The sequence below is a fragment of the Cellulomonas sp. McL0617 genome (assembly GCF_049994875.1).
Classification (GTDB): Bacteria; Actinomycetota; Actinomycetes; order Actinomycetales; family Cellulomonadaceae; genus Cellulomonas.
Genome location: NZ_CP188256.1, coordinates 3643971 through 3669490 on the forward strand (window position 1 = coordinate 3643971; position 25520 = coordinate 3669490).

The following is a 25520-nucleotide window of genomic DNA, read 5'->3' on the forward strand; positions in this document are numbered from 1 at the left end:
GTGACAGTAATGGCGGCATGTTACGGCGCAGTATCCCGTCGTGGGCACCCCACGGTTCCGATGCGCGATTGCAATGCGGTTACGCCTGACGGGTCGGGTCGGACTCGAGCACGAGCGTCACCGGGCCGTCGTTGACCAGCTCGACGGCCATGTCGGCACCGAACACGCCCGTCGCCACCTCGAGCCCGCGGTCCCGGAGGGCGTCCACGACGGCGTCCACCAGCGGCTCCGCCACGGATCGCGGCGCCGCGGCGTTCCACGTCGGGCGACGGCCCTTGCGGGTGTCGGCGTAGAGGGTGAACTGGCTGACGACGAGCACCGGGGCGCCGACGTCGACGGCCGACTGCTCGTCGCGCAGGATGCGCAGCTCGGCGATCTTGCGGGCGATCAGCTCCACCTGGGCTGGTCCGTCGCCGGGCGTGACGCCGACCAGCGCCACCAGTCCGGGCCGGTCCAGAGCGCCGACGACGATCCCGTCGACCCTCACGGACGCGCGGGTGACGCGCTGGACCACCGCACGCATCAGAAGGCCGCCACGACCTCGCCGACCGGCACCCCGTGCCCGAGCACCGGCGTCAGCCCGACGGCCTCGACCAGCTGGGGATCGATGCCGGCGGACGCGAGCGCGGCGGCGAGGAGCGCCGGTCGCGGCCGGGCCGAACCGTCGAGCACCTTGAACGCCACCGCGGACCCGTCGGGCAGTCCGGCCGCGTAGACCCCGTCGGCACCGTCCTTGGCGACGAGCCCCGGCACGGCCTCCATGAAGCGCGTGGCATCCCGACCGGTCCCCGCGACGTGCCAGGGGTGGCCGCTCATCGCGCGGGCGACGCGGGCCTCCGGTCCCTGCGTCGCGGACGCGATCCGACCGAACGCACGGGCGAGCCCGACCAATGTCGTCGAGAAGAGCGGTGCCCCGCAGCCGTCGACGGTCTCGTGCTGCACGGCCACCCCGGTGAGGTCCGCCACCGCGCCCCGGACCGACTCCTGGAGCGGGTGACCGGGGTCGAGGTAGTCGTCGCGCGACCACCCGTTCTCCGCGCACGTGGCCAGCATCCCGGCGTGCTTGCCCGAGCAGTTCTGCGTGATCGGCTCGGTGCCGTGCCCGTCCGCACGCCACTGGAAGGCCGCGTCCGGGTCGAGCGGCCAGTCCGGGGTGTTGCGCAGGTCGTCGGCACCCAGGCCGGCCAGCGACAGGAGCGTCTGCACCACGGCCAGGTGCCCGCCCTCGCCGTTGTGGCTGGCGCAGACGAGGGCCAGCAGCGCGCGGTCGACGTCCAGCCCCGCGCGCAGCATCGCGACGGCCTGCAGGGGCTTGAGCGACGACCGCGCCCAGATCACGACGGACGGGTCGCCGAGCGCGAGCCGCACGGACCCGTCCGGAGCGAGCACCACCAGGTGCCCGAGGTGCACGGACTCCACCAGGTCGCCGCGCAGCACGCGCGCCAGCGGGACGGCCGCCGACGCGACGTCGGGCACGGTCACCAGCCGGAGGAGGACGGCGGGTTCGACCTGCCGCGGCCGCCGCGACGCCGCGAGTACGGGACGATCGCGGGCTTGACGTCGACCAGGTACACCACCGCGGCGACAGCCGACACGAGCGCGAGCCACTTGGGGAACGGGAGGTTCAGCGGGTACGGGAGCGCGATGAACGCGATCATCACCGCGGCGCCCAGGATCAGGCCCCACTTGGTCTTGGTGAGCTTGCCGCCCTGCGTGAACGCGCTCGCGGGGCGCCGGGACAGGTCGACGAGCGCCCACACCGAGATCACGAAGATCACGAAGTAGAACGCGAAGTACAGCAGCAGCTGCAGGTTGGCGATCACCAGGCGAGCCTAGTCACGGGACCACCCGCAGTCCCTCCGCGCGGGCGGCGGCGGCGAGGTGCTCGTCCCACACGGCCACGACGAGGTCCGGCGAGCGCAGCTCGAGCGCCGAGGCGAGGTGCAGGGCGTCAGCGGCTCGCAACGGGTGCTCGTCGACGAGCCGCGCGGCGGCCGTCGTGACGCTCGAACCCAGCTCGATCACGTGGAGCCCCGGCAGGAGCCGCTCCCACTCGACGGTCGCGTCGGGGCCCTCGAGGCGCCCCGCGCGATGCCCGCTGGCGAGCACGGCGCGCACCTCGGCATCGGCCAGACGGGAGGTCACGACGAGGTCGGCGCCGTCCCACAGCGCCGCCGCGAGCACCGAACCGGGCTCGTCGACCACGAGCTTCACCAGCGCGCTCGTGTCGAGGTAGACGATGGCCATCGTGCGCCCCGTCAGCGCCGCAGCCGGCGGACCAGGTCGGAGACGCCGCCCTTCGCCGCGGCCTTGTCGCCGCCCCGGGCGGGCGGGCGCGTTTCCGTCGCCGGCGTGAGCAGGCCGTCACGCTCGAGGCGCGTCAGCAGGTCTGCCGACTCGATGCCGCTCAGCCGGGCGACGGGGATCCCTCGTTCGGTGATCACCACGTCCTCGCCCGTGCGCGCGGCCTCGATCCATTGCTTGAGCTCTGCGCGCAGGGCGCTGACCGAGACGTCCACACGGCGACCGTACCGAACACCGAGGCCAGCAGGGGTGTGTGGGGCCGATCAGATCTCGGGAAGTGCGTCACGGGCCGCCTGTCGCTCCGTGCCGGCGGCCTCCAGGAGATCGACGACGAGGGAGCGCTGCAGCAGGACCAGGCTCTGCACCTGCCAGTCGTCGAGCGCGTAGGGGTCCAGCGCCTGCGCGATCGCGAGCAGCTCGGAGCGCGCCCGGGCGGGTTCACGTCCGGAGCCGAGCGCCGCGGCCAGCTCGGCGGCGGCTCGGGCGGTCGCGTCCACGTGCGCCCCGACGGCCGACAGGTCGTGCGTGCCCGCCTCGACGGCAGCCAGGCTCCGCCGGACCAGGACCCGGGTGTTGCGCATCGCCCGGTCGACGAGGACCGCGCGGCCCTCGAGGGCCGCCAGCTCGTCGCGGAACCGACGGATGGTCGGGGAGATGCGGGCCAGCTCGCCGGCGTTCTTGGCCGTCTCCGACCACTCGTCGAAGGCCGGTTGCGACGCCCGGGCGCGGACCAGGGCGTCCTCGACGTCGTCCGACGAACCGGTCAGCAGCCCGCGCCCGAACAGCCGCAGCACTCCGGCGAGCTCGTCGCACGCCGTGCGGGCGAGCGCGCGGGACCGCCGGCGCGGGTCGCGCGGGGTCAGCAGGGCCACCACGAGCGCGACGGCGCCACCGATCGCGGCGTCGATCCACCGTCCGAGCGGTCCGCCGCTGGCCGTGAGCGCGGGCAGCCCCACGATCACGAGCGCCTGGACGCCGGCCTGCGTGGTCAGCAGGACGCCGCGGTCGATGAACCGGGCGATCGTCGCGGCCAGGAACAGCACGACGGCCACCTGCCAGATGCCGTTGCCGATGAGGCGCACCAGCACGTCGCCGAGTGCCACCCCGATCGCGACGCCGACGGCCAGCTCGGCCACGCGACGCACGGACCGGTCGGCGGTGAACCCCAGCGCGACCCACGCACAGACCGGCGCGAAGAACGGGTACGGGTGGTTGGCCACGTACCGCGCCAGCCCGAACGCGATCCCCGCGGCGATCGCGGCCTGCAGGATGGGGAACCACCCGGCGTGCACCCGGGAGAGGCCCTGCCGGAAGCGCGTCTCGAGCAGGACGCGGGTCCTTGCCCCGGCCGCCGCCTCGGCGCTCACAGCATCGGGTGCTGCCCCAGCCCGCGGGCCACAGGTCCGCGGGGTGCCGGGCGGTCGGTCGAGACGCCCTCCCCCGGCACGATCGTCTCCTGGTTGACCGCCACGGCACCGCCGTCGCTGTCCACGACCAGCTCCGCGTCCCCGGGCGTCGACCGCTTCACGACCGCCAGCGCCACCGGACCCAGCTCGTGGTGCCGCGCGACGGAGGTGACGAGCCCGACGGCCCGGCCCGGTTCCTGGGACGTGTCCGTCCGGACGACGTCGTAGACCTGCGCCCCCACCTCCGGCAGCACGTGCCCGGACCCGTCCAGGTGCAGCATCACGAGCCGCCGCGGCGGGCGTCCGAGGTTGTGCACTCGCGCGACGGTCTCCTGCCCGCGGTAGCAGCCCTTGTGCAGGTGAACCGCGGTGCGCAGCCAGTCCAGCTCGTGCGGGATCGTGCGGTGGTCGACCTCGTGGGACGCCCGCGGTCGCCATGCCTCGACGCGCATGGCCTCGCTGGCCCAGGTCCCGACGAGCGGCCAGCCCGCCGCCTCACGCGCCTTGACCTGGTCGACGAGCTGGTCGCGCGGGACCAGGACGAGCCGCCAGTCGCGGTCCGCGCCGGGGTGCTCGTCGTCGGCCGGTCCGTACCGCGTGCCACCCTCGGCGGTCGTCGGCCACGGGTCGCGCCAGGTCACCGGCTCGTCCGGCTCGCCCTCGGCGTCCACAGGCTCGCCGATGGCCGCCCAGTCGTCGGTCACGTCCGCGATCTCGACCCGGAGCATGAACTTCATCCGGTTCAGCCAGGCGGCCAGCGCGATCGGGGTCTCGGTGAGCAACCAGGTGGTCTCGCCGTCGTCGACCACACCCGCGGCGTGCTCGATGTGCCCCTGCGGGCTGAGCACGAGCAGCTCGGTCGACGTCCGTGGCGGCAGCGCCGTCAGCTCCTGCGACGTGATCGAGTTCAACCAGCTCAGCCGGTCCGGACCGCTCACCGTCACGACGCCCAGGTACGACTGGTCGACCACCGCGCCGCCGCGGCTCAGCGCCCGCTGCTCGGCGGTCGGGTCGCCGTAGTGCCAGGCGACGCCGTCGTCGGGACCCGCCGCGCGCACAGCACCACGGCGGTTCAGCAACGGGCTGGCGTGCCGCGGGGGCTCCCCGTGCCGCTCGGCCTGGACCTCCACGGGCGCGGTCATGACTCGTCGCTCTCGACGCGGGACAGTCGCCCGGACGCGTACGACTGCATCGGGTGGCCGAAGGCCGCGATGTCGTGCGCCCACATGAGCTCGCCGTTGACGAGCCCGTACAGCCGCTTCTCCGCGCTCACGTCGGCGCCGCCGGCCGCGCGGACGACCGCGTCGCTGACCAGGTCGATCCGGCCCTTGCCGACCGCGCCGATGAACAGGGCGACGCGCCCGGAGGGGTCCGCGGCGAGCACCTCGACCGGGAACTGCTCCTCCGTGAGCCCGTGGTCCGTGGGCCGCTCCGGCGGGACGCGCCAGTAGCCGGACTCGGTCTGCCAGACCGGCGCCGGGGGGACGTCCCCCTCCAGGGCCGACGTGTCGGCCGGTGCCTCGACCAGCCGGATCGTCGATGTGTACGACAGGTACGGGCCGCCGTCGTGGTCGAAGACGATCTCCTGCGTGAACGTCGCCTCGTCGATGCCGGGATAGTCGACGACGCCCTCGCCACGCCAGGCGCCGAGCAGCCACGACAACGGGTAGACCTCGGGCGCCAGACCCTCGGGGTCGGGCAGGACGAACGGCATTCACGGCCTCCTGGTCACGGACGGACGCAGGACTGCGTCAGCTCTGGCCCTTGAACAGCCGGTAGACGACGAGCAGAGCGATCGAGCCGATCGCGACCGTCGCCGCGACCAGCAGGACGATGAAGACTCCCTCGAGCGCAGTCATGCACCGATCCTAACGAGCGCATCCCCCTAACCTGTTCCGGTGAGCACCCCGACGCGCCCCCTGGTGATCAAGACCACGTCCGGCACCGACCGCCCCGAGGCCACCAACCAGGCCTTCACCGTCGCTGCGGCCGCCGTCGCCGCCGGTGCGAGCGTCAGCCTCTGGCTCACCGGCGAGTCGGCGTGGTTCGCCCTGCCCGGCCGCGCCGACGACCTCGTCCTGGAGCACGCGACCCCGCTGGCCGAGCTGCTGGCGCTCGTCCTCGAGGAGGGCACGGTGACCGTCTGCACGCAGTGCGCCGCGCGACGCTCCATCGGTCCCGCCGACGTGCTGCCCGGCATCCGCGTCGCCGGCGCCGCGGTCTTCGTCGAGGAGTCCCTGGCCCCGAACGCCCAGGCCCTCGTCTACTGACGCGTCGCCGGCCCGCCGACCTGGCCGCTCGTGGTGCGGAGCGGTGCGCGGTGGGCGCCGGTCAGGCCGCGGCGCGGCTCGCGCGGAGGCGGATGCCCAGCAGGTAGAGCTCGCAGCCGAGGCAGAGGCCGAACACCGCGTTGAGGAACGCGGCGATCAGCGCGAGCCCCGCGGCGACCGGGACGGCGTACGGCACGCCGACCAGACCCAGCAGCAGGCCCGCGCCGGTGATGATCAGCCCGACGAGCTGGGCGAACGTCGGGGGTCGCGGGTCCTCCAGCTCGGTGGGCGGTGCCAGGCGTGGGCGGACGAGCCGCCGGAACACCCAGCCCTGCCAGGTGTGGCCGACGCCGCGGAACGTGCCGATCGCGAAGCTCAGCACGATCACCGCGAGGACGGCGGTCGCGGCGGCCGGCCATGCGCCGAGCAGCAGGACCGTGACCAGCAGGACGAGGTTGATCCAGGCGCCGAACCGCGGCCCGCGCGGATCGATGCCGGCGGGTGCCCGTCGCGCGGGTGCCGGGTTGGGCACGGCCGGAGCCGCGGACGCGGGCGGGGTGGGCTCAGACATGGGGAACTCCAGGGGCGAGAAGGGGGGCGGGGGGCGGGGCCGGGACCATCGCCGCCCGGCCGGCACCCTCGCGGGTCCCACCTCAGCGCGCGGTGACCCCGCCCGGACACGCGTCGAGGGCGGTCAGCGCGTGCCGACGGTCCGTCGCACCGGACATGCGACCGACCACGACGCCGCGGGCGTCGAGCAGGAGCGTCGTCGGGGTGCGCATGATGGAGAAGCGTCGCACGAGGTCCAGGTGTTCCACCACGTCCATCTCGACGTGCGAGAGGTCGGCATGCTCGGCCACCAGGTGCTCCAGGACCACGGCGGTCCGCCGGCACGGCGTGCACACCTCGCTGGAGAACTGCACGAAGGTCGCCCGAGCACCGAGCGGGACGCCGAGCTCCTCGGCGGTCAGCCGCTCGTGGTCGCCCTCGTCGGGCTCGTCGACCGCTCGCTGCAGGAGAGCGGCGTCGACCGGCGTGTAGCGACCGTTGCGGGCACGCCACCAGAACCCCAGGCCGGTTGCGACGACCAGGAGCACGACGACGAGCAGCACGTTCCCCATGTCACCCCACCAATACCCGACCAACTACGTACACAAGCGTACCGGTCACCGTCACCGGCAGGGTGACGGCCGCGAGCGACGGCCAGCGCCGTTCGAGTGAAGGGAGCTGGTCGAACAGCGCGTGCAGTGTGGCGACGAGCACACCGACCGCGAGGCCGAGCAGCAGCCCCGGTCGGACCGTGATGTCCGGCAGCAGCGCCCCTCCGAAGGCTCCGGCGGCCGCCGCGGCGACGCTCGTGACCACTGCGCCGAGCCACCTCGCCAGGTGCAGGGCGACGACGACGGACCCGACGGCGAGGGCCAGCGCGCCGACGACGACGAGCGGCTCGCCGCCCGGCGTGCGCCCGGTGGCCACCCAGCCCGCCGACGCGACGGCGACGAGCGTGCCCGCGACGGTGCCCGACACCGACTCCACCAGGCGTTCGCGGCCGTCGCGCCGCACGAGCTCGTTCAGGAACGACAGGAGCACCGCACCGGCGAGCACCAGCGGGAGAAACCGCAGGTAGGGCTGCGCATCCGTCAGGTGCACGACGATCACGGAGCCGATACCGCCGATCGCGACCACCACCGACGAGCCGACCCGGAACGGCAGCCCGACCAGCGCGGGCCAGCCCAGCGCGAACACGAGGGCGAGGAGCGCCGAAGCGATGGTGAGGGTGAGGCCGCCGACGTATCCAGCGACCGCGACGGCGGCGGCGAGCGCGGCAGTCACGACCGCGCGGGTGGCAAGCTGCACGCCTACCGACCTGCGTCCGGGGACACCACGGACGGGCAGGGCGAGGTCACAGGCGGGAGCACGCCGCCGATTGTCGCATCTCGGGCCCGTTTCCCCCGAGTTACCACCGACGCAGCACCCGCACGCATGGTCAGCCCGCGACAAACGGACGCAACGTCCCCGGAACACGCGATACCGTGTGCCCCACTCGCACGCAGGGAGGTAAGACGTGGCGGATCTGCTGCTGCTCACTCCAGCGTCCGGGGGCTCCGCCCAGGTGCTCCCGGCTCTCGGACTGCTGTCCCACCGTGTCCGCGTGCTGCCGGTCGAACCCTCGGCCCTGGTCGACGCACCGGATGCCGACATCGTCGTGCTCGACGCGCGTCGTGACCTGGTCACCGCGCGGACGACGTGCCGGCTGCTGCGTGCCACCGGTCTGACCGTCCCGCTCGTGCTCGTCCTGACGGAGGGCGGCCTCACGGTGGTCACCGCCGAGTGGGGCGCCGACGACATCATCCTGGAGAGCGCGAACCCGGCCGAGGTGGAGACACGGTTCCGCCTGGTCATGGAGCGGGCGGCCACGGCCGGCTACGACGACGCCCCGCAGGAGATCTCCTCGGGCGAGCTCACCATCGATGCCGGCGGCTACACCGCCCGGCTGCGTGGCCGGCCGCTCGACCTCACGTACAAGGAGTTCGAGCTCCTCAAGTACCTGGTGCAGCACCCGGGACGCGTGTTCACCCGCGCCCAGCTGCTGCAGGAGGTCTGGGGCTACGACTACTACGGAGGCACCCGGACGGTCGACGTGCACGTGCGTCGCCTGCGCGCCAAGCTCGGCCCCGAGCACGAGCAGCTGATCGGGACCGTGCGCAACGTGGGCTACCGGTTCGACCCGCCCAAGGACCGCCGCGGCGCGGTCGACGGACGTACAGAAGTCCCCGAGCCCGCCGACGCCTAGGCGGCGCCCGAGGAAGGAGTCGCGTGGCCAGCCGGTTGTTCTCGTCCCTGTCCCCCGGCTCCGAACGCAACCTTCTCGACACCCTCCGCGAGGAACGGGTGGGCGGTGCCCTGCTCCTCGCCGGGACCGTCGTCGCCCTGCTGTGGGCAAACATCGCACCGGACAGCTACCAGACGGTCTCCGACACGGTCGTCGGTCCCGCGGCGCTGCACCTCGACCTCACGCTGGCCACGTGGGCCACCGACGGCCTGCTCGCGATCTTCTTCTTCGTCGTCGGGCTCGAGCTCAAGCGCGAGATCGTCGACGGTGAGCTGCGCAACCCGCGGACGGCCGTCGTGCCGATCGTGGCGGCGGTCGGCGGAATGCTCGTGCCGGCCATCGTCTACCTGGCGGTCAACCTCACCGCCGACGGCGGCGTCGCCAAGGGCTGGGCCGTGCCCACGGCGACGGACATCGCGTTCGCGGTCTCCGTGCTCGCGATCGTCGGACGGCACCTGCCGAACGCCCTCCGCGCCTTCCTGCTGACGCTCGCGGTGGTCGACGACCTGCTCGCGATCATCGTCATCGGCGTCGTCTACACCGACCACGTGTCCCTGATGTGGCTCGGTGCGGGCGCGGTGGCGGTGACGCTCTTCGCGGTGGCGATCCGGCGCGGCTGGGCGAGCGGCTGGTTGCTCGTGCCGGTCGGTCTGATCGCCTGGGCCTGCGTGCACGCGTCCGGGGTGCACGCCACGATCGCGGGCGTCGCACTGGGGCTGGTGGTCCCCGGCAGCGCGGCCGCGACCCAGCGGGCCCTGCGTCTGCCCGACCCTCCCACGAGCTCGTTGGCGGAGCAGTGGGAGCACACCTGGCGGCCGCTCTCGGCCGGCGTCGCCGTTCCCGTGTTCGCGCTGTTCGCGGCGGGAGTGACCCTGTCGGCGGGGGCACTGAGCAGCACCCTGTCCGATCCGGTCGCGCAAGGCGTGGCGCTCGGACTCGTGCTGGGCAAGCCGATCGGCATCCTCGGCGCCACGTGGCTCGTCGCCCGGTTCACGCATGCCACCCTGGCGCCCGGCCTCGACTGGGGCGACGTCGGCGCGATCGGGCTGCTGGGCGGGATCGGCTTCACCGTCTCGCTGCTGGTGGGTGAGCTGGCGTTCGGCGCGGGCAGCGCTCACGACGAGCACGTCGTCGTCGCCATCATCATCGCCTCGGCCGTGGCCGCACTTCTCGGCGGGCTCGCGCTGGTCCAGCGCGGCAGGCACCACGCCCGTGAGTCGCGCGCGGCCACGAGCGGGTAGGTTCGCACCGATGAGCACCGTCGACTCCGCCACGCTCCTCATCGACGGCCCCTGGGAGCACCGCTTCGTGGCCGCGAACGGAGCCCGGTTCCACGTGGCCCTCGCGGGTCCCGACGAGCGCGACGCCCCTCTCGTGGTGCTCCTGCACGGCATCCCCGAGTTCTGGTGGGCGTGGCGTCACCAGGTGCCTGCGCTCGCCGACGCCGGCTACCGGGTCGCCGCGATGGACGTGCGGGGCACGGGCGGGTCGGACAAGCCACCGGTCGGCTACGACGTCCCCACCCTCGCCGCCGACGTCGCCGGGGTGATCCAGTCGCTCGGCGCCGCGAGCGCCGTCGTCGTCGGCACCGGGACCGGTGGCGAGATCGCCTGGGCCATGGCCGGCCTGCACCCGCGGCACACCCGAGCGGTCGCGGCCCTGGGAGCACCGCACCCGCTGGACACCCGCGGCAGCCTGCGCGCCGCGATCCGACCGGCTGCCGCCAAGCGGCTCGCGTTCATCCAGCTGCCGTCGTTCCCGGAGCGCGCTCTGACGCAGGGGGACCTCGTCTCGCGCCTGCTCCACGAGTGGGGCGGCACCCCCGACTGGATCAGTGCCGACGACGAGGCCGTCTACCGGTCCGCCGCCCAGGTGCCCTTCGCCGCGCACAGCCAGATGGAGCAGCTGCGCTGGATCGTGCGCTCGATGCCCCGCCCGGACGGGCGGCGCTACCACGCGGCCCTCGCAAGCACCCGCCCCCTGCCCGTGCTGCAGCTCCACGGGGGTCGCGACGGCATCCGGCCGGCGGCCCATGCGGCGTTGTCGAGCCAGACCGCGGCACTCGTCGGACCGGGCTACCGCTTCGAGCTGCTCTCGCAGGCCGGCCACTTCCTGCCCGAGGAGGCCCCCGACCAGGTCACGGACCTGCTGCTGAGCTGGCTCCGCGAGGTCGCCCCGATCGACTAGCCCTTGAGCAGCGCCGTCGCCTTGACCGGGTCGATCTCGCCGATCCCCGCCGACGGGCACGACGCCGCGATCGGGCACGCACCGCAGGCGGGCTTGCGGGCGAAGCACGTGCGCCGGCCGTGGAAGATCAGCCGGTGCGACGCCATCGTCCAGTCCGCCCGCGGCAGCAGGTGGTTGAGCTCCTGCTCGACCACCAGCGGGTCGTCGCTGGTGGTGTAGCCGAGCCGCCGTGAGAGGCGCAGGACGTGCGTGTCGGTGGTGATGCCCGGGATGCCGAACGCGTTGCCCAGCACGACGTTCGCCGTCTTGCGACCCACCCCCGGCAGTGTCACCAGGTCCGTGAGCCGGGGCGGCACCTCGCCGCCGAACCGTTCCACGAGCGCCGCCGACAGCCCCATCACGGACTTCGTCTTGGCCCGGAAGAACCCCGTCGGCTTCAGGATCTCCTCGACGTCCTCGGGGTTGGCGGCGGCCAGAGCGGCCGCGTCCGGGTACCGGGCGAACAGGGTGGGCGTGGTCAGGTTGACGCGGACGTCCGTCGTCTGTGCCGAGAGCACGGTGGCCACGAGCAGCTCGAACGGTGACGTGAAGTCGAGCTCGCAGTGCGCGTCCGGGTACCGGACAGCCAGCGCTCGGTCGATCCGCCGGGCGCGCCGCGTCCGGGCGAGGTCCGTCTCGGGGATGAGGTCCGTCGGGGTCACGGTCGCAGCGTACGGCCGACCACCCACACGCGCCGCGGGACGCCGGGCGGTTCCGGAGAGATGCCCGATTCACCCGCGTGACCTGCGGCGTTGCTCCCTTGGAGTGATCTGTGGGCCGCCGGGCACCGGCGCGCTCAAGGTGCCGGGCGATGCGGCCGAAACCAGACACGGAACCCCGAGGAGGACCACCTACATGATCCCTGCCGTGGAGCACCGGGTGCGCGATCTGCGCCTCGACCGCCGCGCGCTGCGCGCCGAGCACGCCCGCGTCACCTGGTGGCGCCGGCTGGTCCGCGCGAAGCTCGACCTCGCGGTGGCGCACGCGGCGCAGCCCCAGGCGCTCGGCGAGGACATGGCGTTCCAGCTGCCTCCTGAGATCGGCGTCGAGGTCCCTCGACCGGCGGTCCTCGCAGCGGTGCTGGCGACGAGCAACGGCGTCGACGGTCTGCGCATCGACGAGCTCCGTGCCCTCGACGAGCAGCTCGCGCGCTACGGCGACGGCGTCGAGGCCGCCCTCGGTCGGGCGACCGAGCGCCTCATCTCCCGCCTCGCGCAGGAGCCCCGCGCGACACTGTCGGGCCTCCCGGAGCCCCTGAGCCGCGGTTGACCGCCTCGATGGGGCAGACTGAGCGTGGATCAGGCCGCTGACCAGCGGCCACCTTCGTCTGTGGGTGCCACGAGCGTGGCGCCGCGCGTGACTGTGCAGGAGAGGTGAGGTGTCATCGTGGTGGACGACATCGTGCTCGCGGCCCCGCTGTTCGCCGGACTGGACCCGGAGGCATCGGAGGCCCTCGTCGCGACGATGAAGGCGATCGAGGTCGTCCGGGGCGACACCCTGTTCCACGAGGGCGAGCCGGGCGACCGGCTCTACGTGGTGCGCGAGGGCAAGATCAAGCTCGGTCGACGCTCGAACGACGGACGCGAGAACCTGCTGGCCGTGCTCGGCCCGGGTGAGATGTTCGGCGAGCTGTCGCTGTTCGATCCCGGCCCCCGCACGGCGACGGCCACGGTCGTCGCGGACGCCGTGGTCCTCGAGCTCGGTCACGCCGACCTGATCCACTGGCTGCACGACAAGCCGACCGTCGCCCAGCACCTGCTGCAGGCACTCGCCCGGCGGCTGCGCCGTACCAACGAGGCGCTGGCCGACCTGGTGTTCTCCGACGTCCCCGGCCGGGTGGCCAAGGCGCTGCTCGACCTGTCGACCCGCTTCGGCGAGAAGGTCGACGAGGGCATCCGCGTGGCCCACGACCTCACGCAGGAGGAGCTGGCGCAGCTCGTCGGCGCCTCGCGCGAGACGGTCAACAAGGCGCTCGCCGACTTCGCCGCCCGCGGCTGGGTGCGCCGCGAGGGTCGCGCGGTCGTGCTGCTGGATGTCGACCGCTTGGAGCGAAGGGCCCGCTAGGACCCCAGCTCGACGACGATCTCCACCTCGACCGGCGAGTCGAGCGGCAGCACCGCGACGCCGACGGCCGACCGCGCGTGGATGCCGGCGTCGCCGAGCACCTCGTGCAGCAGCAGGCTGGCCCCGTTGACGACGGTGGGCTGACCCGTGAAGGTCGGCTCGCTCGCGACGAACCCGACCACCTTGACCACCCGCACGATCCGGTCGAGCGCGTCGGCGCCCCCGCCCAGCAGGCCCGCGACCGCGGCGAGGGCGTTCAGCGCGGCGATCCGCGCGAGACCGACGGCGTCGTCGGGGGTCACGTCCGCTCCGACCTTCCCGGTGGCGGGCAGCACCCCGGCGACGAACGGCAGCTGACCGGCCGTGTAGACGTACGACCCCGACCGCACCGCCGGCACGTAGGCAGCGACGGGGGGCGCCACCACCGGAAGCTCGAGGCCCAGGGCGGCGAGCCGGGCCGCGGCGCCCATCAGGACTCCTTGGGCCGCTTCAGGTAGGCCACCAGGCCCGCGTCGGGACCCTGGACGACCTGGACGAGCTCCCAGCCGTCGGCACCCCACTGGTCGAGGATCGCCTTGGTGGCATGAATGATGAGCGGAATGGTCGCGTACTCCCACGTCGTAGCCATGCGGACCACCCTAGCGGTGGGAGCTTCCGCCCAGCTGCTCAGACGAGCAGCACGGGCTCGTTCCCGACGAGCTCGGCCCGCCACGAGCGCACCTCGGGCCGACGGCGCAGGAGCGCCCGGCGCTCGCGCTCGGTCATCCCGCCCCAGACGCCGAAGTCCATCCGGTTGTCCAGGGCGTCCGCGAGGCAGGCGAGCCGGACAGGGCAGGCGGTGCAGACGGTGCGCGCCTCGCGCTGGGCAGCGCCCTCGACGAACAGAGCATCCGGAGCCAGCTTGCCGGTGCCGCACTCCGCGAGTGCGGTCCAGTGCGCGTCCGACGCGAGCGTGGTCACTCAGCCTCCCCTGCCTGCCGAGGGGTCGCCGCCGCACCGGCAGCCGCGCCCCTGTCCTGCGGGGAAACTAGCGGTACGCGGACCGTTCTGGCGAGACTCCGAAGGGGTCGTTTCGGCTGTTGGACGCGTGAACATGTCGGAAATAGGTGTGGCACGCGTGTCGCGTCACCCGTTCGGGGCGCACGGGTGACGGCGGGCGGACCCTGTCCCGACCTGTCCGACGTGTCGGATCGGGCACTGGAACCTCGACACAGGCCCCTCGGTCGGCGGTCACCCTCGTGTGTGGGTCCGGTGGAGGTCACGTCGAGTCGCGCGCATCCAGACGGGTAGGCCAGCGCCGCCTACTACCCTGACGGGATGCCGAACCCTGCGCGCTCGCGCGGCCGTCAGGTCAACGCCTTCCAGGCGTTGGCCCTCTTGTTGTCCTTCGTGCTGGTCGCCGGCATCGGCGGCGTCCTCGCGGCGGGGCTGGCCCTGCCGGGCGTCGCGCTAGCCAACGGCGCGACCGACGTGACGGCCCAGGCGTTCAACGGCCTGCCCACCGAGCTCGACCAGCCTGGTCTGCCCGAGAAGTCGAACATCCTGGCGTCCGACGGCACCCTGCTCGCCACGTTCTACGACCAGAACCGCGTGGTCGTCCCGCTCGCCGACATCTCCCCCCTGCTGCAGCACGCCGTGATCGCGACCGAGGACAAGCGCTTCTACGAGCACGCCGGCGTCGACCCCGCGGGCATGCTCCGCGCGTTCATCCGCAACCAGTCGGGCGGCGCCCAGCAGGGTGCGTCGACGCTCACCCAGCAGTACGTCAAGAACGTGCTCATCGAGGCGGCGCTGGCCAAGGACGAGGGTCCCGCGCGGCAGGCAGCGCTCGAGGAGGCCCGCGGGACCACGGGTAGCGAGGGCATCGCGCGCAAGCTGCGGGAGGCCAAGCTCGCCATCACGCTCGAGAAGCAGTTCACGAAGGACCAGATCCTCGAGAAGTACCTGAACATCGCGCAGTTCGGGATCAAGGTCTACGGCGCCGAGTCGGCCGCCCAGTACTACTTCAGCAAGCCGGCAAAGGACCTCACCTACCTCGAGGCCGCGACGATCGCCGGCGTCACGCAGAGCCCCACCAAGTGGGACCCGGTCAAGAACCCGGCGGCCAGCGAGCGTCGACGCAACATCGTGCTGAAGCTCATGGACGAGCAGCACTACATCACCGACGCCGAGTACACGACGGGCATCGCCACACCGCTCGCGAGCACGCTGAAGCCCCAGGAGCTGAAGCAGGGGTGCGCGGTCGCCAGCACGGTCGTCGCCGGGTCCGGCTACTTCTGCGACTACGTCACGAAGGTCATCGTCAACGACCCCACCTTCGGGAAGACGAAGGCGGAGCGCCAGGCGCGCCTGTACAAGGGTGGCCTGACCATCACGACCACGCTCGACCCCAAGCTGCAGGCGGAGGCGGACACCGAGGTCAAGGCGGGCATCCCCGTCCACGACCCGTCCGGAGTCGCCAGCGCGATCGTGACGGTCCAACCGGGTACTGGCAAGATCATCGCGATGGCGCAGAACCGCGACTACGCACCCGTGGGTGACGCCGCGGCCCGGACCGAGCCGGTCAACTTCAACACCGACTCGGACTACGGCGGGTCGGGCGGCTTCGCGCCGGGTTCGACGTTCAAGCCGTTCACGCTGCTCGAATGGCTGAAGCAGGGGCACAGCCTCGCCGACCAGGTCAACGGGTCCGTACGGCCGCTCAACACCAACATGTTCACGACGTGCGGCGTCAAGGGCATCAACTCGTCGTACACCCCGGGCAACGCGGAGCCGGGCTCGGGCATGATGTCCGTGCTCGACGCGACCAAGAACTCGGTCAACCTCGCCTATCTGACGATGGGCACGCAGCTTGACATGTGCAACATCATGCAGGGCGCGATCGACCTCGGTATGCACACCGCCTCGCCCTGGACCACCACCCAGACGGGCCGGCCCCTCGGGTCCACCGACCCGGGCCTGAACCCGTCGAACATCATCGGCACCGACTCCGTGGCGCCGCTGTCCATGGCGGCCTCGTTCGCGGCCTTCGCCTCCGGCGGCACCTACTGCACCCCGATCGCGATCGTGAGCGTCGTGGACACGGACGGCAAGCAGCTTGCCGTGCCGCCCGCCAACTGCCAGGCGAAGCTGGACCCGAAGTACGCGAACACGATCAACTACGCCCTGAGCAACGTGTGGAAGGGCACCGCGAAGTCCGTCGGCGCCCCGCCGTTCCCCGCGGCCGGCAAGACCGGAACGACGAGCAGGAACCAGGACACCTGGTTCGTCGGCTACACGCCGCTCCTGTCGACCGCGGTCTGGGTCGGCTACTCGAACCAGACGAAGCAGGTCATCGGCCCGATCAACGGCTCGGCGCGGGGGCCCATCTTCGGCGCGACGATCGCCGGTCCCACCTGGAAGCGGTTCATGGTCGAGGCACTGAACGGCGTCGCCAACCCCGGCTTTGCCGCGCCCGACCAGAAGCTCGTCGTCGGCGAGAAGATCCCGATCCCGTCGGTGATCGGCAGGTCCGAGGCCGACGCCAAGAAGATCCTGACGACCGCCGGGTTCACCCCGGCCACCGCGCCGGCTCAGGTGCCCTCCACGCTTCCCGCCGGCTCGGTGGTCAGCCAGGACCCGTCGGGCAGCGCCACCCGCGGTACCCGCGTCACGCTCACCCTCTCCAACGGGCAGGCCCCGCCGCCCGACCCGAGCACGGTCGTCCCCGCGCCCGGCCCAGGGCAAGGACAGGGGCCGGGACAAGGGCCAGGGCAAGGGCAGGGACCGCCAGGAAAAAAGAACCCGTGACCGCATCCTTGGTAGCTCGCACGGCCGCCGGGCTGGCCGTCGCCGGCGCTGCGGCGCTCGCGTACTCGGCGCTCGTCGAGGTGCGCTGGTACGCCTTGCGCGAGGTCACCGTCCCGGTACTGCCGGCCGGTCAGGAGCCGCTGCGGATCCTGCACCTCTCGGACCTGCACCTGGTCCCGGGTCAGCGGCGCAAGGTCGACTGGGTGCGCGACCTGGCGTCGCTGCGACCGCACCTCGTCGTGGACACCGGCGACAACTGGGCCCACCTCGACGCCATGCCGGACCTCCTGCACGCCCTGGAGCCGCACCTGGCCGTGCCGGGCGCGTTCGTTCTCGGCTCGAACGACTACGTCGCGCCCACGCCCAAGAACCCGGCACGGTACCTGTTGCCGGACGCGCGCCGGACGCCGTCCGCGCCACCGACCGAGCTGCCCTGGCGCGAGCTCGTGTCGCGGTTCCGGTCGGCCGGCTGGATCGACCTGACCAACCGGCGGGACGTGGTCAAGGCCGACGGTCGGGTGCTCTCTCTCGTCGGCACCGACGACGCGCACCTCAGCATGGACCGGTACCCGCAGGCAGGCGGGGACGACGACGCGCGCACCGGCTCGACACCGGTGGACCTGCAGCTCGGCGTGACCCATGCGCCGTACCGGCGCGTGCTCGACGCGATGCACGCCGACGACGTCGACCTGGCCATCGCCGGGCACACGCACGGCGGCCAGCTGGCCCTGCCGTTCTGGGGCGCGCTGGTGACCAACTGCGACCTCGACACAGGCCGGGCCAAGGGCCTGCACGGGTGGCCCGGTCCGCGCCCGGACCGCCCGGGTGGCGCCGACTCGACGTGGATGCACGTCTCGGCCGGTCTGGGCACCTCGCCCTACGCGCCCGTGCGGTTCGCGTGCCGGCCCGAGGCGACGCTCCTCACCCTCGTCGCCGCCTGAGCCTCCCGTTGCGCGGGCTGGGCACATCGCGGCGTCGGGCGGCCGGCCGGCCCGGCAGCGGTTCTCGGTTTCGTCGCACGGGGTGTCGTCGGCTATCCTTGCCAGGCTCCACGGGGTGTGGCGCAGCTTGGTAGCGCGCTTCGTTCGGGACGAAGAGGTCGTGGGTTCGAATCCCGCCACCCCGACACTGTGGAGAAGGCCCCTGGCCAGCGGAGACGCTGACAGGGGCCTTTTGCATGCCCGGGCTGCGCGCCTCACAGACCGCCGAGAATCACCCCAGAATCACCTCCAGTTGCGGTCGGGACCTCCTGAACGACCCCCGAAGACTCGTTGAGGAGCCGGAGCGCGGACCGGTCGGCGGAGTCGCCGAGGTGATGCAGGTAGCGTGCCGTCACCTCGATCGAGCCATGGCCCAGCCACGCCTGCACGGTCGTGAGCGGCACGCCGCGCAGGATCCACTCGAGCTAGGCGTCGCGAACCGGCAGACCTGGCGCGTCCAGCAAGTCACCGAGACCGGCGAGGTCTGGGCGACAGCCCACGCAGGAAACCGCCGGGACGCGCACACCGTCCGGCTCCCCGCCGCGTACGTCGCCGAGCACACACACCTCGCCTACGCCGCGACCGCCTACGGGACACAGGGCGTGACGGCGCCGGCGGCGCACACGGTCCTCAGTGACGCGCTGGACGCGCCGGGCATCTACGTCGGTATGACCCGCGGCCGGCAACGGAACACCTTGCACGTGATAGCCGACGACCTCGACGACGCACGCGAGCAGTTCGTCGCGGCGCTCCAGCGCGACCGCGCGGACCGGGGCCCGATCAGCGCGAGCCTGGCCGCACGGGAAGCGATCAGCGGGCTGGTCGCCGACGGGCCGGTCTCCTTCGTCAACGCCGAGCGGGAGCGGCTGACCGAGTTGATCCGGACGGCCGCCGCCGAGGCTGACCGGTGGGAGCGCGCGGCACGCGCACTGTCCCGGCAACACGACGGGTACGCAGCGGACTTCCAGCGACAGTCCCGCGCGGTCGCTGCCACCGATGCCGCTGTCCACGTGGTGCGCGACCAGGTCACCACACCACTACTCGACCAGTGCATCGCAGACGGCACCCACACCTCACCTCCGAGAGGTCGCTGCGCGAGGCCGCTGCGGCACTGCGTGACACCGGCCGGTTCCGTCGAAGGGGCGCCACGCGCGCCGCGGCCGAGGCTGACGACGCCTACCGCGCGGCGCGGGACACAGTGCTCCGACGCTGGGGAACCCTCCCCACTCCGTGGGGGCAGACGCGCCTCTGGGGCGAGGACGCCGCCACACGGCGCGCCGACGTGGACCCACACGTCCTCGAAGCCGAGCGAGGCACCGCGGAAGCAGCCAGCCTGCTGGACGACCTCGTCGCACGTCACGCTGTCGCCCGAAGGGCCCTGTCCCGGTCGCTCGGCGACGGCCAACACCCACAGACCATCACTCACCGCGCCGCGCACTGGCACATCACCGCAGAACGTGCCTCCCGCTCACTCGCCGAGATCGAAGCCCCCCCGTTCACGAGGCCGCACAACTGATCAGCGACCGCACGGCTCGGGCCGACGCAGAGCAGGCAGCGAAAGCCGCACACGAGACCGCGAACACTCGAGCGCACCGGTCGAGCCCGCCCGCGCCGGTTCACGACCGTGGCCCGCACCACGACTTCGGTCCGAGCGTGTAGGCACCCGTTGCCGGAACTCGTCCGAATTGCCGGTCCTGACGCTCCGACCTGGTCGAGTCCAGATTCAACGTGTAGTTCCAGCCCACCGTGTGATCTTGAAGGTTGGTGGATCCCCGCTGAGTGCCGCAGCGGCTCAGTGCTCGGCTTCGATTTCGAAGGTCTGGATCACCATGTCGTCGGCCGTCGTCTCGCCATAGGGGACCGGGATTGCTCGTCTCCAGAACGCGGTGGCCGCCGGATTGGTCAGGCGCTGCGTCACCTCCCACGGGCCCGGGTAACTGTGGAACAGAGCGGTGGCGGCAGCAGCGCCCACTCCGCGACGACGGTACCGGCGAAGGACGAAGAACTCCGCCATCTCGGTTCGCTGCTCCTGGCGCACGAGCGCGAAGCCGGCCAGCTTCCCCTCGGCACGGATCAGGAAGGCGTGGCGGTCCTCATCCGTCCAGTAGTGATCGAGCCACCGATAGCCGAACTCGCCGTGCTCATCGACGTCCCGGTCGTCAAACTCGGACCAGTCATAGGCGTAGAACTCCATGAGACGACGGACAACGCCTCGCTCGGACGGTTGTACCTCGGTGACATCGACCGACATAGCAAGTGATCGTATGGCGGCGATGACGTCGGCGGTTGGGCTTGGCGATGGAACGTGGTCGAGCTCCGGTTTGTCGTCTGGCGCTGTTGACGCGGACGCACGGGAGGCGCTCTGTCGGAGGATCGGCCGGCCGGCCAGCGTCGTCGAAGCGCGCCTCACCCGGTTGCGCAGCGACGTCGCACAGGCACGGCACGACCTCCCCAACATTGAGGCCCTGCCGGTGACCGGGGCGGCACAGCTCATCCAGGCATGGGCTGCACAAGCCGCGGCCGAGCGGCCTGCCGAAGCCGCAAGCCGCGGCCGAGCGGCCTGCCGAAGCCGCAAGCCGACCGCGCGCAGCCGAGCCCATCCCTTGGCACACCCCGCCCCCGGTGAGTCAGCCGGGCGCCCCCGGCTGGAATCGCTAGCGGCAGACTCTGACCGCCTCGCAGTCTCTCCTTTCCAGGTCCTCCGCAAAAGCCCCTTCGGCGCCCCCCGGAGGTATCTACAGTGACCGGATGCGCACCCAGTCGTTCGCCCGTCTTGCCGTTCTGGTGTCGGCCGCGCTCATGGTTACCGGTTGCGCGGCCGACGACGCCGATGGTCATGACGGATCGACCGCACCGCCGCTGCAATTGCGTCTCGTGACATCCACAGAGGCTGGAGCCTGCACCGCACCGCCCCTGACGGCAGACGGCCCTGGCACGGCCTGCGACCTGGAAGGCACCACCACCTACGAGCTGGCCGAGTCGCTGGGCGTTGTGACGCCAACCGCCGTCACACGCGATGCCCCGGCGGGGGCACATGCCGTCGGCGTCGAGTTCGACAAGGCCGACGCCACGACACTCAAAGAAGTCACCAGCAAGGCGATCAACGAGGAGCTGGCACTCCTCCTCAACGGGAAGGTGCTCTCTGCTGCCACAGTCCATGACCCCATCACAACCGGCACGTTCATCTTCGGTTTCGGGAATGCATCCGACGCAGACCGTGCCGCGGCCTTGCTCGGGGCATCGTCCACGTCCTGACGCCGACGGCTCGGACAAGCAGATCGCGCGCAGCCGAGGCACTCGGACGGCTGCGATCCCCGAGTCCACGACCGGGTGCTTGTCGCTGCGGTCTTCCACGTCGGCGCCTGTGGTCCGGAAGGGTCTCCACGACGCTGATATCATAAGATATCTAGGAGGTGACCCGTGCCCGACGTCTTGATTCGGAACTTCTCCGCCGAGGACCTCACACTGCTGGACGAGCAGGCCGCGCGACTCGGCATCTCACGCAGCGAGTACCTGCGGCGGCATCTGCACCGCGAGGCGCGCCGGACGGTCGGACCGGTCACGGTCACGGACCTGCGTGCGCTCGGAGATCTCGTCGCTGACCTCGCGGACGAGACGGTCATGGGCAACGCCTGGTCATGAGCGACTCCTGGCTGATCGACAAGTCCGCGCTCGTTCGACTCGGCTCGAGCGTCGACGCCGAGGAATGGGCCAACCGGATCGAGCGAGGACTGGTCGCCATCACCACCGTCACATTGCTCGAGGCTGGCTACTCCGCCCGGACCGCTGGCGACCTTGGACGCGCACTGGGGTCGCCGCCCTTAGCGTCGATGCCGGTGGAGTACCTGACCCCCGCCGCCGAGGACCGGGCCGTGGCGGTGCAGCGCCTCTTGGCCGAGCGCGGCCAGCACCGTGCGCCGTCCATCCCCGATCTTCTGATCGCGGCTGTGGCCGAGCTCAGCCAGCGCACGGTGCTTCATCTCGACAAGGACTTCGACCTCATCGCCGACCTCACCGGCCAACCGATGGAGCGCCTTCGCGTGGAGTGAGCACACCCGGTCCAGCGCTCACCCCGGAATCACCCCCAAGGCGCACCGGATGGCCCCAGAGACGCCTCGCCGACCCGCGCGACCAGGGCAAACGCGCGGTACGGTACGTTCGGGACGAAGAGGTCGTGGGTTCGAATCCCGCCACCCCGACCGTGTGATCGACAACAGCTCGGACCGTCAAGGTTCGGGCTGTTGTGTTGTGGGGGTGTGAATGACCGAGCGGCGCACGGATCGGCTGCTGCTGCGGCAGTGGCGCGACGACGACCTCGACGCGCTCGCCGCCATCGACGCGGACCCCGAGGTGATGCGCTGGATCGGCGACGGCAGCGTCCGCGACCGGGCCCAGACGCTAATGGCGCTGGCGCGGTTCGCTGCGGCGTGGTCCAACCGGGGCTACGGCCCGTTCGCGGCGGAGGCGGACGGCGTCCTCATCGGGTGGGTCGGCCTGCTCGTCCCGACGTTCCTGCCCGAGATCATGCCCGCGGTCGAGATCGGCTGGCGGCTGGCTCGGGGCGCGTGGGGGCGCGGGCTGGCCACGGAGGGCGCGCGGGCGGTCCTGGCGTTCGCGTTCGACGACGCCGGCCTGGACCGGGTGGTGAGCGTCTGCCACGTGGAGAACACGGCCTCCGAGCGGGTGATGACCAAGCTCGGCATGCACCTGGACCGGGACACCGTCGTCCCTGCGAGCGGCGTCCCGGTCCACGTGTACGCGATCGACCGGGCGGTTCAGACCTAGCGGCGAGTCAGCTCCGCGGGCCCAGGTAGCTCGCGTGGCCGTCGGAGGTGTGGATGGTGACGCTGACCGGTGCGGCCGGGTCGGTGGGCGCCTCGATGGTCTGCTTGCCGTCCGCGGTGGTCATGGTCAGCGCCACGGGTGCGCCGTTGCCGTAGACCGTGACGGGTCCGTCGGAGGCGCGCGCCGAGATGTTGCCGTCGACCGCGGAGATCGTCGTCCGCCCGTCGCGGGTGCGTGTCGTGACCGAGCCGGTCACCTGGTCGACGGTGATCGCGCCGTCGGAGGTCTGCGCGTCGACGGAGCCGCGGACGTCGGTGATCGTGGCGTGCCCGTCCGAGGACCGCAGCGACACGTCGCCGGAGACGTGCGTGATCGTCGACGCGCCGTCGCTGGTGTGCACGGTCAGCGGGCCGGTCAGGGAGGTCGCGTGCACGGCGCCGTCCGACGCCCGCACCACCACCTGGGTGCCGTCGGGAACCGTGACCTTGAGGCCGGCCGAGCAGAACCCGGGCCGCCACCAGTCGCAGGTGTGCTTGACCACGAGGCGGTCGCCGGTCACGACGGCGGAGTACGTGGCCTTGACCGACGCGGTGCGCGACGTGCGCTCGACGTCCACTCTCGGGCCGCCGGTGGTCACGGTCACCTCGCCGTCGGCCACCAGCTCGACCACCGGCGCTGCGTCGTAGGACGCGGTCGCGACGACGGTGGCGGGGTCGGCGTTGGTGAAGACCAGCAGGTCGAGCAGGCTGGAGGCGCCGGAGGCGAGCATGAGGGCGCCGACGATCGCGCCGGTCCAGACCAGGACCCGGGCGCGGGTGGAACGACGCGGCGGCGCCGGCGGACGGTCGAGGGTCGCGGTCATGAGTGGTCTCCCGGTTCGTGCTCGAGCCAGCGGAGCACCGCCAGCACGCGACGGTGGTCGTCGGCGTCCTGGGCCAGGCCCAGCTTGGTGAGGATCGACGTGACGTGCTTCTCGACGGCCGGCAGGCCGACCACGAGACGCTCGGCGATGGCCGCGTTGGAGCGACCCTCCGCCATGAGGCCCAGCACGTCGCGTTCGCGGGGAGTGAGGGTCTCCAGACCCGACCTGCGTGTGCGGGCGAGGATCTGGGCGACGACGTCCGGGTCGATGACCGTGCCGCCGGACGCGACCCGGCCGAGGGCGTCGAGGAACTCGTCGACGTCGGCCACCCGGTCCTTCAGCACGTACCCCAGACCGCGCACGTCGCTCGCGAACAGCTCCTGGGCGTACCGCTGCTCGACGTACTGCGAGAGCACGAGGATGGGCAGGCGCTTGTGCAGGCTGCGCAGGTGCACGGCGGCCCGCAGGCCCTCGTCCGTGTGGGTCGGGGGCATCCGGACGTCGGTCACCAGCACGTCGGGCAGCTCGGCCCCGGGGCCGAGGGCTGCCACCGTCTCGTCGGCGGTCTTGTAGCCGGTGACCTGGTGGCCCTCGGCGACGAGCAGCCGGGTCAGGCCGTCGAGCAGGAGGACGGAGTCCTCGGCGATCACGATGCGCACGGCACCTCCACGGTGAGTCGGGTGCCGGCGCCCGCCGGGCTGTCCAGGTCGAAGGTGCCGTCCAGTGCCGCGACGCGGCTGCGCAGGCCGTCCAGACCGCTGCCAGGCGTCGGTGTCGCGCCGCCCGTCCCGTCGTCGGCGATCACGAGGCGCAGGTCGGGCCCGACGATGGTCGCGGTCACCGTCACCTTTGTCGCCTGCGCGTACTTGGCGGCGTTGGTCAGGGCCTCGGCGACGACGAAGTACGCGGCGGCCTGCGCCGAGGTGCTGGCGGTGGTCAGGGGGCCGGGCACGTCGACGGTGACCGGGACCGGGCTGCGGGCGGCGAGCGCGGACAGCGCTGCGTCGAGTCCGCGGTCGGTCAGGACGGCCGGGTGGATGCCGCGCACGAGGTCGCGCAGCTCGGCCAGCGTCTCCTTGACCTCGCGGTGCGCGTGCTCGAGCGCCGCGGCGGCCTCCGGGTCGGTGGACGCACGGCGCTTCGCGGCCCCGAGCTCCACGCCCAGGGCCACCAGGCGCTGCTGCGCGCCGTCGTGCAGGTCGCGCTCGATCCGCCGACGCTCCTCGTCGGCAGCCCCGACGGCGGCGGTACGGGTCTGGGTCAGGACGACCGCGCGCCCCTCAGCCGCCTCCGCCCGGGCCTGGGCGGCGCGGACCTCCTCGGCACGGGGCGACGGTCCCAGCATCGCCCGCGCGGTGCGCACGAGCGCGAACGACGCCGCCTGGACGCCGAGCGCGCCGACCCAGGCCGCGACGACGGCCGAGACGATCAGGATCGAGACGGGGACCGGGGTGGACACCGAGCCGCTGTAGAAGATCGCGAACGCGAGCAGCGCCACGGCGCCCGACAGGCCGACCGCGACGATCGTGACCGCGGCCGCCAGGATCAGGCTCCCGACCAGCAGGTACGCCAGGTGCGCCCAGGAACGGCTGTCGCTGAGCACCGCCATCCAGGACGCCCACCAGCCGTCCCTGCGCGGCCGCTTGTACGTCGGGGCGTCGATGCGCACCTGCAGCTGCGCGAGCAGCCGGGCCCGCTCCAGGCGCGCGAACGGTCGCGCGGCCAGCAGCGTGACGACGAGCATCGGGATGCCGACGAACAGGACGACGAGGCTGAGGGCCAGCGAGAGGGCGACCGACGCCACGACGACGGCCGCGGTGAGCAGGAACGAGCCGACCACGGCCTGCGAGATCCCCACCCAGGTGGCGCCCGACACGGGTGCGACCAGCAGGGGACGCCACCCGGTGAAGGCCGGCGCGACCACCCGCAGGTCGTCGGACCGGGGCACGGCGGTCTGCGCGCCCGGCGAGAGGTCTGAGGTCATGACACAGACGCTAGGGG

At 72.4% G+C, this 25520-nt stretch carries 33 protein-coding genes and 1 tRNA gene; 13 read left to right on the top strand and 21 right to left on the bottom strand.

Translation table 11 applies throughout. The features are described from left to right. Positions 1 to 79: 79 nt before the first annotated feature. The 8 genes from dtd to ACPPVS_RS16650 are packed head-to-tail and all read right to left on the bottom strand — an operon-like array spanning position 80 to position 5424. The gene (gene dtd / locus ACPPVS_RS16615) at positions 80 to 523 is read right to left on the bottom strand and encodes a D-aminoacyl-tRNA deacylase (protein ID WP_426593336.1); all 444 of its coding nucleotides are present in this window, start codon (positions 521 to 523) and stop codon (positions 80 to 82) included. Further along, positions 523 to 1482 (bottom strand): asparaginase, encoded by a 960-nt coding sequence (locus ACPPVS_RS16620; protein ID WP_426593337.1) that lies wholly within the window; start codon positions 1480 to 1482, stop codon positions 523 to 525. Before ACPPVS_RS16620 ends, dtd begins: the two co-directional genes overlap by 1 nt. Beyond that, positions 1479 to 1823: a DUF2516 family protein gene (locus ACPPVS_RS16625; RefSeq protein ID WP_426593338.1), complete on the bottom strand. Its 345-nt coding sequence runs from the start codon at positions 1821 to 1823 to the stop codon at positions 1479 to 1481. Before ACPPVS_RS16625 ends, ACPPVS_RS16620 begins: the two co-directional genes overlap by 4 nt. 13 nt (positions 1824 to 1836) lie before the next feature. Then, complete coding sequence (locus tag ACPPVS_RS16630; RefSeq protein WP_426593339.1) at positions 1837 to 2247, bottom strand: type II toxin-antitoxin system VapC family toxin; 411 nt, start codon at positions 2245 to 2247, stop codon at positions 1837 to 1839. Between the two features lie 11 nt (positions 2248 to 2258). Continuing rightward, a complete protein-coding gene (locus ACPPVS_RS16635) occupies positions 2259 to 2519 on the bottom strand; it encodes a type II toxin-antitoxin system Phd/YefM family antitoxin (protein WP_426593340.1) in 261 nt (86 codons plus the stop codon). Between the two features lie 48 nt (positions 2520 to 2567). Then, the gene (locus ACPPVS_RS16640; protein WP_426593341.1) at positions 2568 to 3671 is read right to left on the bottom strand and encodes an FUSC family protein; all 1104 of its coding nucleotides are present in this window, start codon (positions 3669 to 3671) and stop codon (positions 2568 to 2570) included. Next, a complete protein-coding gene (locus tag ACPPVS_RS16645) occupies positions 3668 to 4852 on the bottom strand; it encodes a YgfZ/GcvT domain-containing protein (protein ID WP_426593342.1) in 1185 nt (394 codons plus the stop codon). Before ACPPVS_RS16645 ends, ACPPVS_RS16640 begins: the two co-directional genes overlap by 4 nt. Continuing rightward, on the bottom strand, positions 4849 to 5424 hold the full coding sequence (locus ACPPVS_RS16650; RefSeq protein WP_426593343.1) for an FABP family protein: 576 nt from the start codon (positions 5422 to 5424) through the stop codon (positions 4849 to 4851). The genes ACPPVS_RS16645 and ACPPVS_RS16650 overlap by 4 nt, the downstream gene beginning before the upstream one ends. 184 nt (positions 5425 to 5608) lie before the next feature. Here ACPPVS_RS16650 and ACPPVS_RS16655 point away from each other — a divergent pair, with 184 nt between their 5' ends. After that, the gene (locus ACPPVS_RS16655; protein ID WP_426593344.1) at positions 5609 to 5980 is read left to right on the top strand and encodes a DsrE family protein; all 372 of its coding nucleotides are present in this window, start codon (positions 5609 to 5611) and stop codon (positions 5978 to 5980) included. Between the two features lie 61 nt (positions 5981 to 6041). On the opposite strand, the gene ACPPVS_RS16660 is transcribed toward ACPPVS_RS16655, so the two are convergent. The 3 genes from ACPPVS_RS16660 to ACPPVS_RS16670 all read right to left on the bottom strand — a co-directional run bounded on the left by ACPPVS_RS16660 (position 6042) and on the right by ACPPVS_RS16670 (position 7837). Next, on the bottom strand, positions 6042 to 6551 hold the full coding sequence (locus tag ACPPVS_RS16660; protein WP_426593345.1) for a DUF4395 domain-containing protein: 510 nt from the start codon (positions 6549 to 6551) through the stop codon (positions 6042 to 6044). An 82-nt stretch (positions 6552 to 6633) separates the two neighbouring features. After that, complete coding sequence (locus ACPPVS_RS16665; protein WP_426593346.1) at positions 6634 to 7101, bottom strand: thioredoxin family protein; 468 nt, start codon at positions 7099 to 7101, stop codon at positions 6634 to 6636. Between the two features lies 1 nt (position 7102). After that, positions 7103 to 7837, bottom strand: coding sequence for a hypothetical protein (locus tag ACPPVS_RS16670; RefSeq protein ID WP_426593347.1), 735 nt, complete (start codon positions 7835 to 7837; stop codon positions 7103 to 7105). Positions 7838 to 8045: 208 nt separating this feature from the next. Here ACPPVS_RS16670 and ACPPVS_RS16675 point away from each other — a divergent pair, with 208 nt between their 5' ends. From ACPPVS_RS16675 to ACPPVS_RS16685, 3 genes are read left to right on the top strand one after another with little or no spacing between them, the layout of a single operon-like run. Beyond that, positions 8046 to 8774 carry a winged helix-turn-helix transcriptional regulator gene (locus ACPPVS_RS16675; RefSeq protein WP_426593348.1) on the top strand — a complete coding sequence of 243 codons (729 nt, stop codon included), beginning with the start codon at positions 8046 to 8048 and terminating at the stop codon, positions 8772 to 8774. Between the two features lie 23 nt (positions 8775 to 8797). Continuing rightward, a complete protein-coding gene (gene nhaA / locus ACPPVS_RS16680; protein ID WP_426593349.1) occupies positions 8798 to 10054 on the top strand; it encodes a Na+/H+ antiporter NhaA in 1257 nt (418 codons plus the stop codon). 10 nt (positions 10055 to 10064) lie between these two features. Next, positions 10065 to 11000, top strand: a complete 936-nt coding sequence (locus ACPPVS_RS16685; protein WP_426593350.1) for an alpha/beta fold hydrolase — start codon at positions 10065 to 10067, stop codon at positions 10998 to 11000. Here the strand turns inward: ACPPVS_RS16685 and nth are convergent. Further along, complete coding sequence (gene nth, locus ACPPVS_RS16690; protein ID WP_426593351.1) at positions 10997 to 11701, bottom strand: endonuclease III; 705 nt, start codon at positions 11699 to 11701, stop codon at positions 10997 to 10999. The two genes, ACPPVS_RS16685 and nth, sit on opposite strands and share 4 nt — an antisense overlap. Positions 11702 to 11894: 193 nt before the next feature. On the opposite strand from nth, the gene ACPPVS_RS16695 reads away from it, so the two are divergent. Both ACPPVS_RS16695 and ACPPVS_RS16700 read left to right on the top strand, forming a co-directional pair. Continuing rightward, complete coding sequence (locus ACPPVS_RS16695) at positions 11895 to 12308, top strand: hypothetical protein (protein ID WP_426593352.1); 414 nt, start codon at positions 11895 to 11897, stop codon at positions 12306 to 12308. 117 nt (positions 12309 to 12425) lie between these two features. Continuing rightward, complete coding sequence (locus tag ACPPVS_RS16700; RefSeq protein WP_426593353.1) at positions 12426 to 13103, top strand: Crp/Fnr family transcriptional regulator; 678 nt, start codon at positions 12426 to 12428, stop codon at positions 13101 to 13103. On the opposite strand, the gene ACPPVS_RS16705 is transcribed toward ACPPVS_RS16700, so the two are convergent. From ACPPVS_RS16705 to ACPPVS_RS16715, 3 genes are read right to left on the bottom strand one after another with little or no spacing between them, the layout of a single operon-like run. Next, positions 13100 to 13573 carry a RidA family protein gene (locus ACPPVS_RS16705; RefSeq protein ID WP_426593354.1) on the bottom strand — a complete coding sequence of 158 codons (474 nt, stop codon included), beginning with the start codon at positions 13571 to 13573 and terminating at the stop codon, positions 13100 to 13102. The genes ACPPVS_RS16700 and ACPPVS_RS16705 overlap by 4 nt on opposite strands. Continuing rightward, positions 13573 to 13731, bottom strand: a complete 159-nt coding sequence (locus tag ACPPVS_RS16710; protein WP_155856117.1) for a DUF4177 domain-containing protein — start codon at positions 13729 to 13731, stop codon at positions 13573 to 13575. Before ACPPVS_RS16710 ends, ACPPVS_RS16705 begins: the two co-directional genes overlap by 1 nt. A 38-nt stretch (positions 13732 to 13769) precedes the next feature. Then, on the bottom strand, positions 13770 to 14063 hold the full coding sequence (locus tag ACPPVS_RS16715) for a WhiB family transcriptional regulator (protein WP_426593355.1): 294 nt from the start codon (positions 14061 to 14063) through the stop codon (positions 13770 to 13772). Positions 14064 to 14420: 357 nt separating this feature from the next. On the opposite strand from ACPPVS_RS16715, the gene ACPPVS_RS16720 reads away from it, so the two are divergent. The 3 genes from ACPPVS_RS16720 (at position 14421) to ACPPVS_RS16730 (ending at position 18018) form a co-directional block, all read left to right on the top strand. Next, positions 14421 to 16892, top strand: a complete 2472-nt coding sequence (locus ACPPVS_RS16720; RefSeq protein ID WP_426593356.1) for a penicillin-binding protein — start codon at positions 14421 to 14423, stop codon at positions 16890 to 16892. After that, entirely contained in the window at positions 16889 to 17833 is a 945-nt protein-coding gene (locus ACPPVS_RS16725) for a metallophosphoesterase (protein WP_426593357.1), read from the top strand. The genes ACPPVS_RS16720 and ACPPVS_RS16725 overlap by 4 nt, the downstream gene beginning before the upstream one ends. A gap of 111 nt (positions 17834 to 17944) precedes the next feature. Then, positions 17945 to 18018: transfer RNA gene (locus ACPPVS_RS16730), tRNA-Pro, on the top strand. Between the two features lie 69 nt (positions 18019 to 18087). Here the strand turns inward: ACPPVS_RS16730 and ACPPVS_RS16735 are convergent. The 3 genes from ACPPVS_RS16735 to ACPPVS_RS16745 all read right to left on the bottom strand — a co-directional run bounded on the left by ACPPVS_RS16735 (position 18088) and on the right by ACPPVS_RS16745 (position 20066). Further along, positions 18088 to 18276: a hypothetical protein gene (locus ACPPVS_RS16735; RefSeq protein ID WP_426593358.1), complete on the bottom strand. Its 189-nt coding sequence runs from the start codon at positions 18274 to 18276 to the stop codon at positions 18088 to 18090. A 21-nt stretch (positions 18277 to 18297) separates the two neighbouring features. Further along, positions 18298 to 18882, bottom strand: coding sequence for a hypothetical protein (locus ACPPVS_RS16740; RefSeq protein ID WP_426593359.1), 585 nt, complete (start codon positions 18880 to 18882; stop codon positions 18298 to 18300). 782 nt (positions 18883 to 19664) lie between these two features. Beyond that, positions 19665 to 20066, bottom strand: a complete 402-nt coding sequence (locus tag ACPPVS_RS16745) for a GNAT family N-acetyltransferase (protein WP_426593360.1) — start codon at positions 20064 to 20066, stop codon at positions 19665 to 19667. Positions 20067 to 20620: 554 nt separating this feature from the next. On the opposite strand from ACPPVS_RS16745, the gene ACPPVS_RS16750 reads away from it, so the two are divergent. The 4 genes from ACPPVS_RS16750 (at position 20621) to ACPPVS_RS16765 (ending at position 22657) form a co-directional block, all read left to right on the top strand. Then, positions 20621 to 21127 (top strand): SecDF P1 head subdomain-containing protein, encoded by a 507-nt coding sequence (locus ACPPVS_RS16750; RefSeq protein ID WP_426593361.1) that lies wholly within the window; start codon positions 20621 to 20623, stop codon positions 21125 to 21127. A gap of 165 nt (positions 21128 to 21292) precedes the next feature. Beyond that, positions 21293 to 21514, top strand: coding sequence for an antitoxin (locus ACPPVS_RS16755; RefSeq protein WP_426593362.1), 222 nt, complete (start codon positions 21293 to 21295; stop codon positions 21512 to 21514). Then, positions 21511 to 21921: a PIN domain nuclease gene (locus ACPPVS_RS16760; RefSeq protein ID WP_426593363.1), complete on the top strand. Its 411-nt coding sequence runs from the start codon at positions 21511 to 21513 to the stop codon at positions 21919 to 21921. The genes ACPPVS_RS16755 and ACPPVS_RS16760 overlap by 4 nt, the downstream gene beginning before the upstream one ends. Positions 21922 to 22132: 211 nt before the next feature. Further along, complete coding sequence (locus ACPPVS_RS16765) at positions 22133 to 22657, top strand: GNAT family N-acetyltransferase (protein ID WP_426593364.1); 525 nt, start codon at positions 22133 to 22135, stop codon at positions 22655 to 22657. Positions 22658 to 22664: 7 nt separating this feature from the next. Here ACPPVS_RS16765 and ACPPVS_RS16770 read toward each other — a convergent pair whose 3' ends face one another. The 3 genes from ACPPVS_RS16770 to ACPPVS_RS16780 are packed head-to-tail and all read right to left on the bottom strand — an operon-like array spanning position 22665 to position 25503. After that, positions 22665 to 23519 carry a DUF4097 family beta strand repeat-containing protein gene (locus ACPPVS_RS16770; RefSeq protein ID WP_426593365.1) on the bottom strand — a complete coding sequence of 285 codons (855 nt, stop codon included), beginning with the start codon at positions 23517 to 23519 and terminating at the stop codon, positions 22665 to 22667. After that, positions 23516 to 24178: a response regulator gene (locus ACPPVS_RS16775; protein ID WP_426593366.1), complete on the bottom strand. Its 663-nt coding sequence runs from the start codon at positions 24176 to 24178 to the stop codon at positions 23516 to 23518. The genes ACPPVS_RS16770 and ACPPVS_RS16775 overlap by 4 nt, the downstream gene beginning before the upstream one ends. Further along, positions 24166 to 25503: a sensor domain-containing protein gene (locus tag ACPPVS_RS16780; RefSeq protein ID WP_426593367.1), complete on the bottom strand. Its 1338-nt coding sequence runs from the start codon at positions 25501 to 25503 to the stop codon at positions 24166 to 24168. The genes ACPPVS_RS16775 and ACPPVS_RS16780 overlap by 13 nt, the downstream gene beginning before the upstream one ends. Positions 25504 to 25520: the final 17 nt, after the last annotated feature.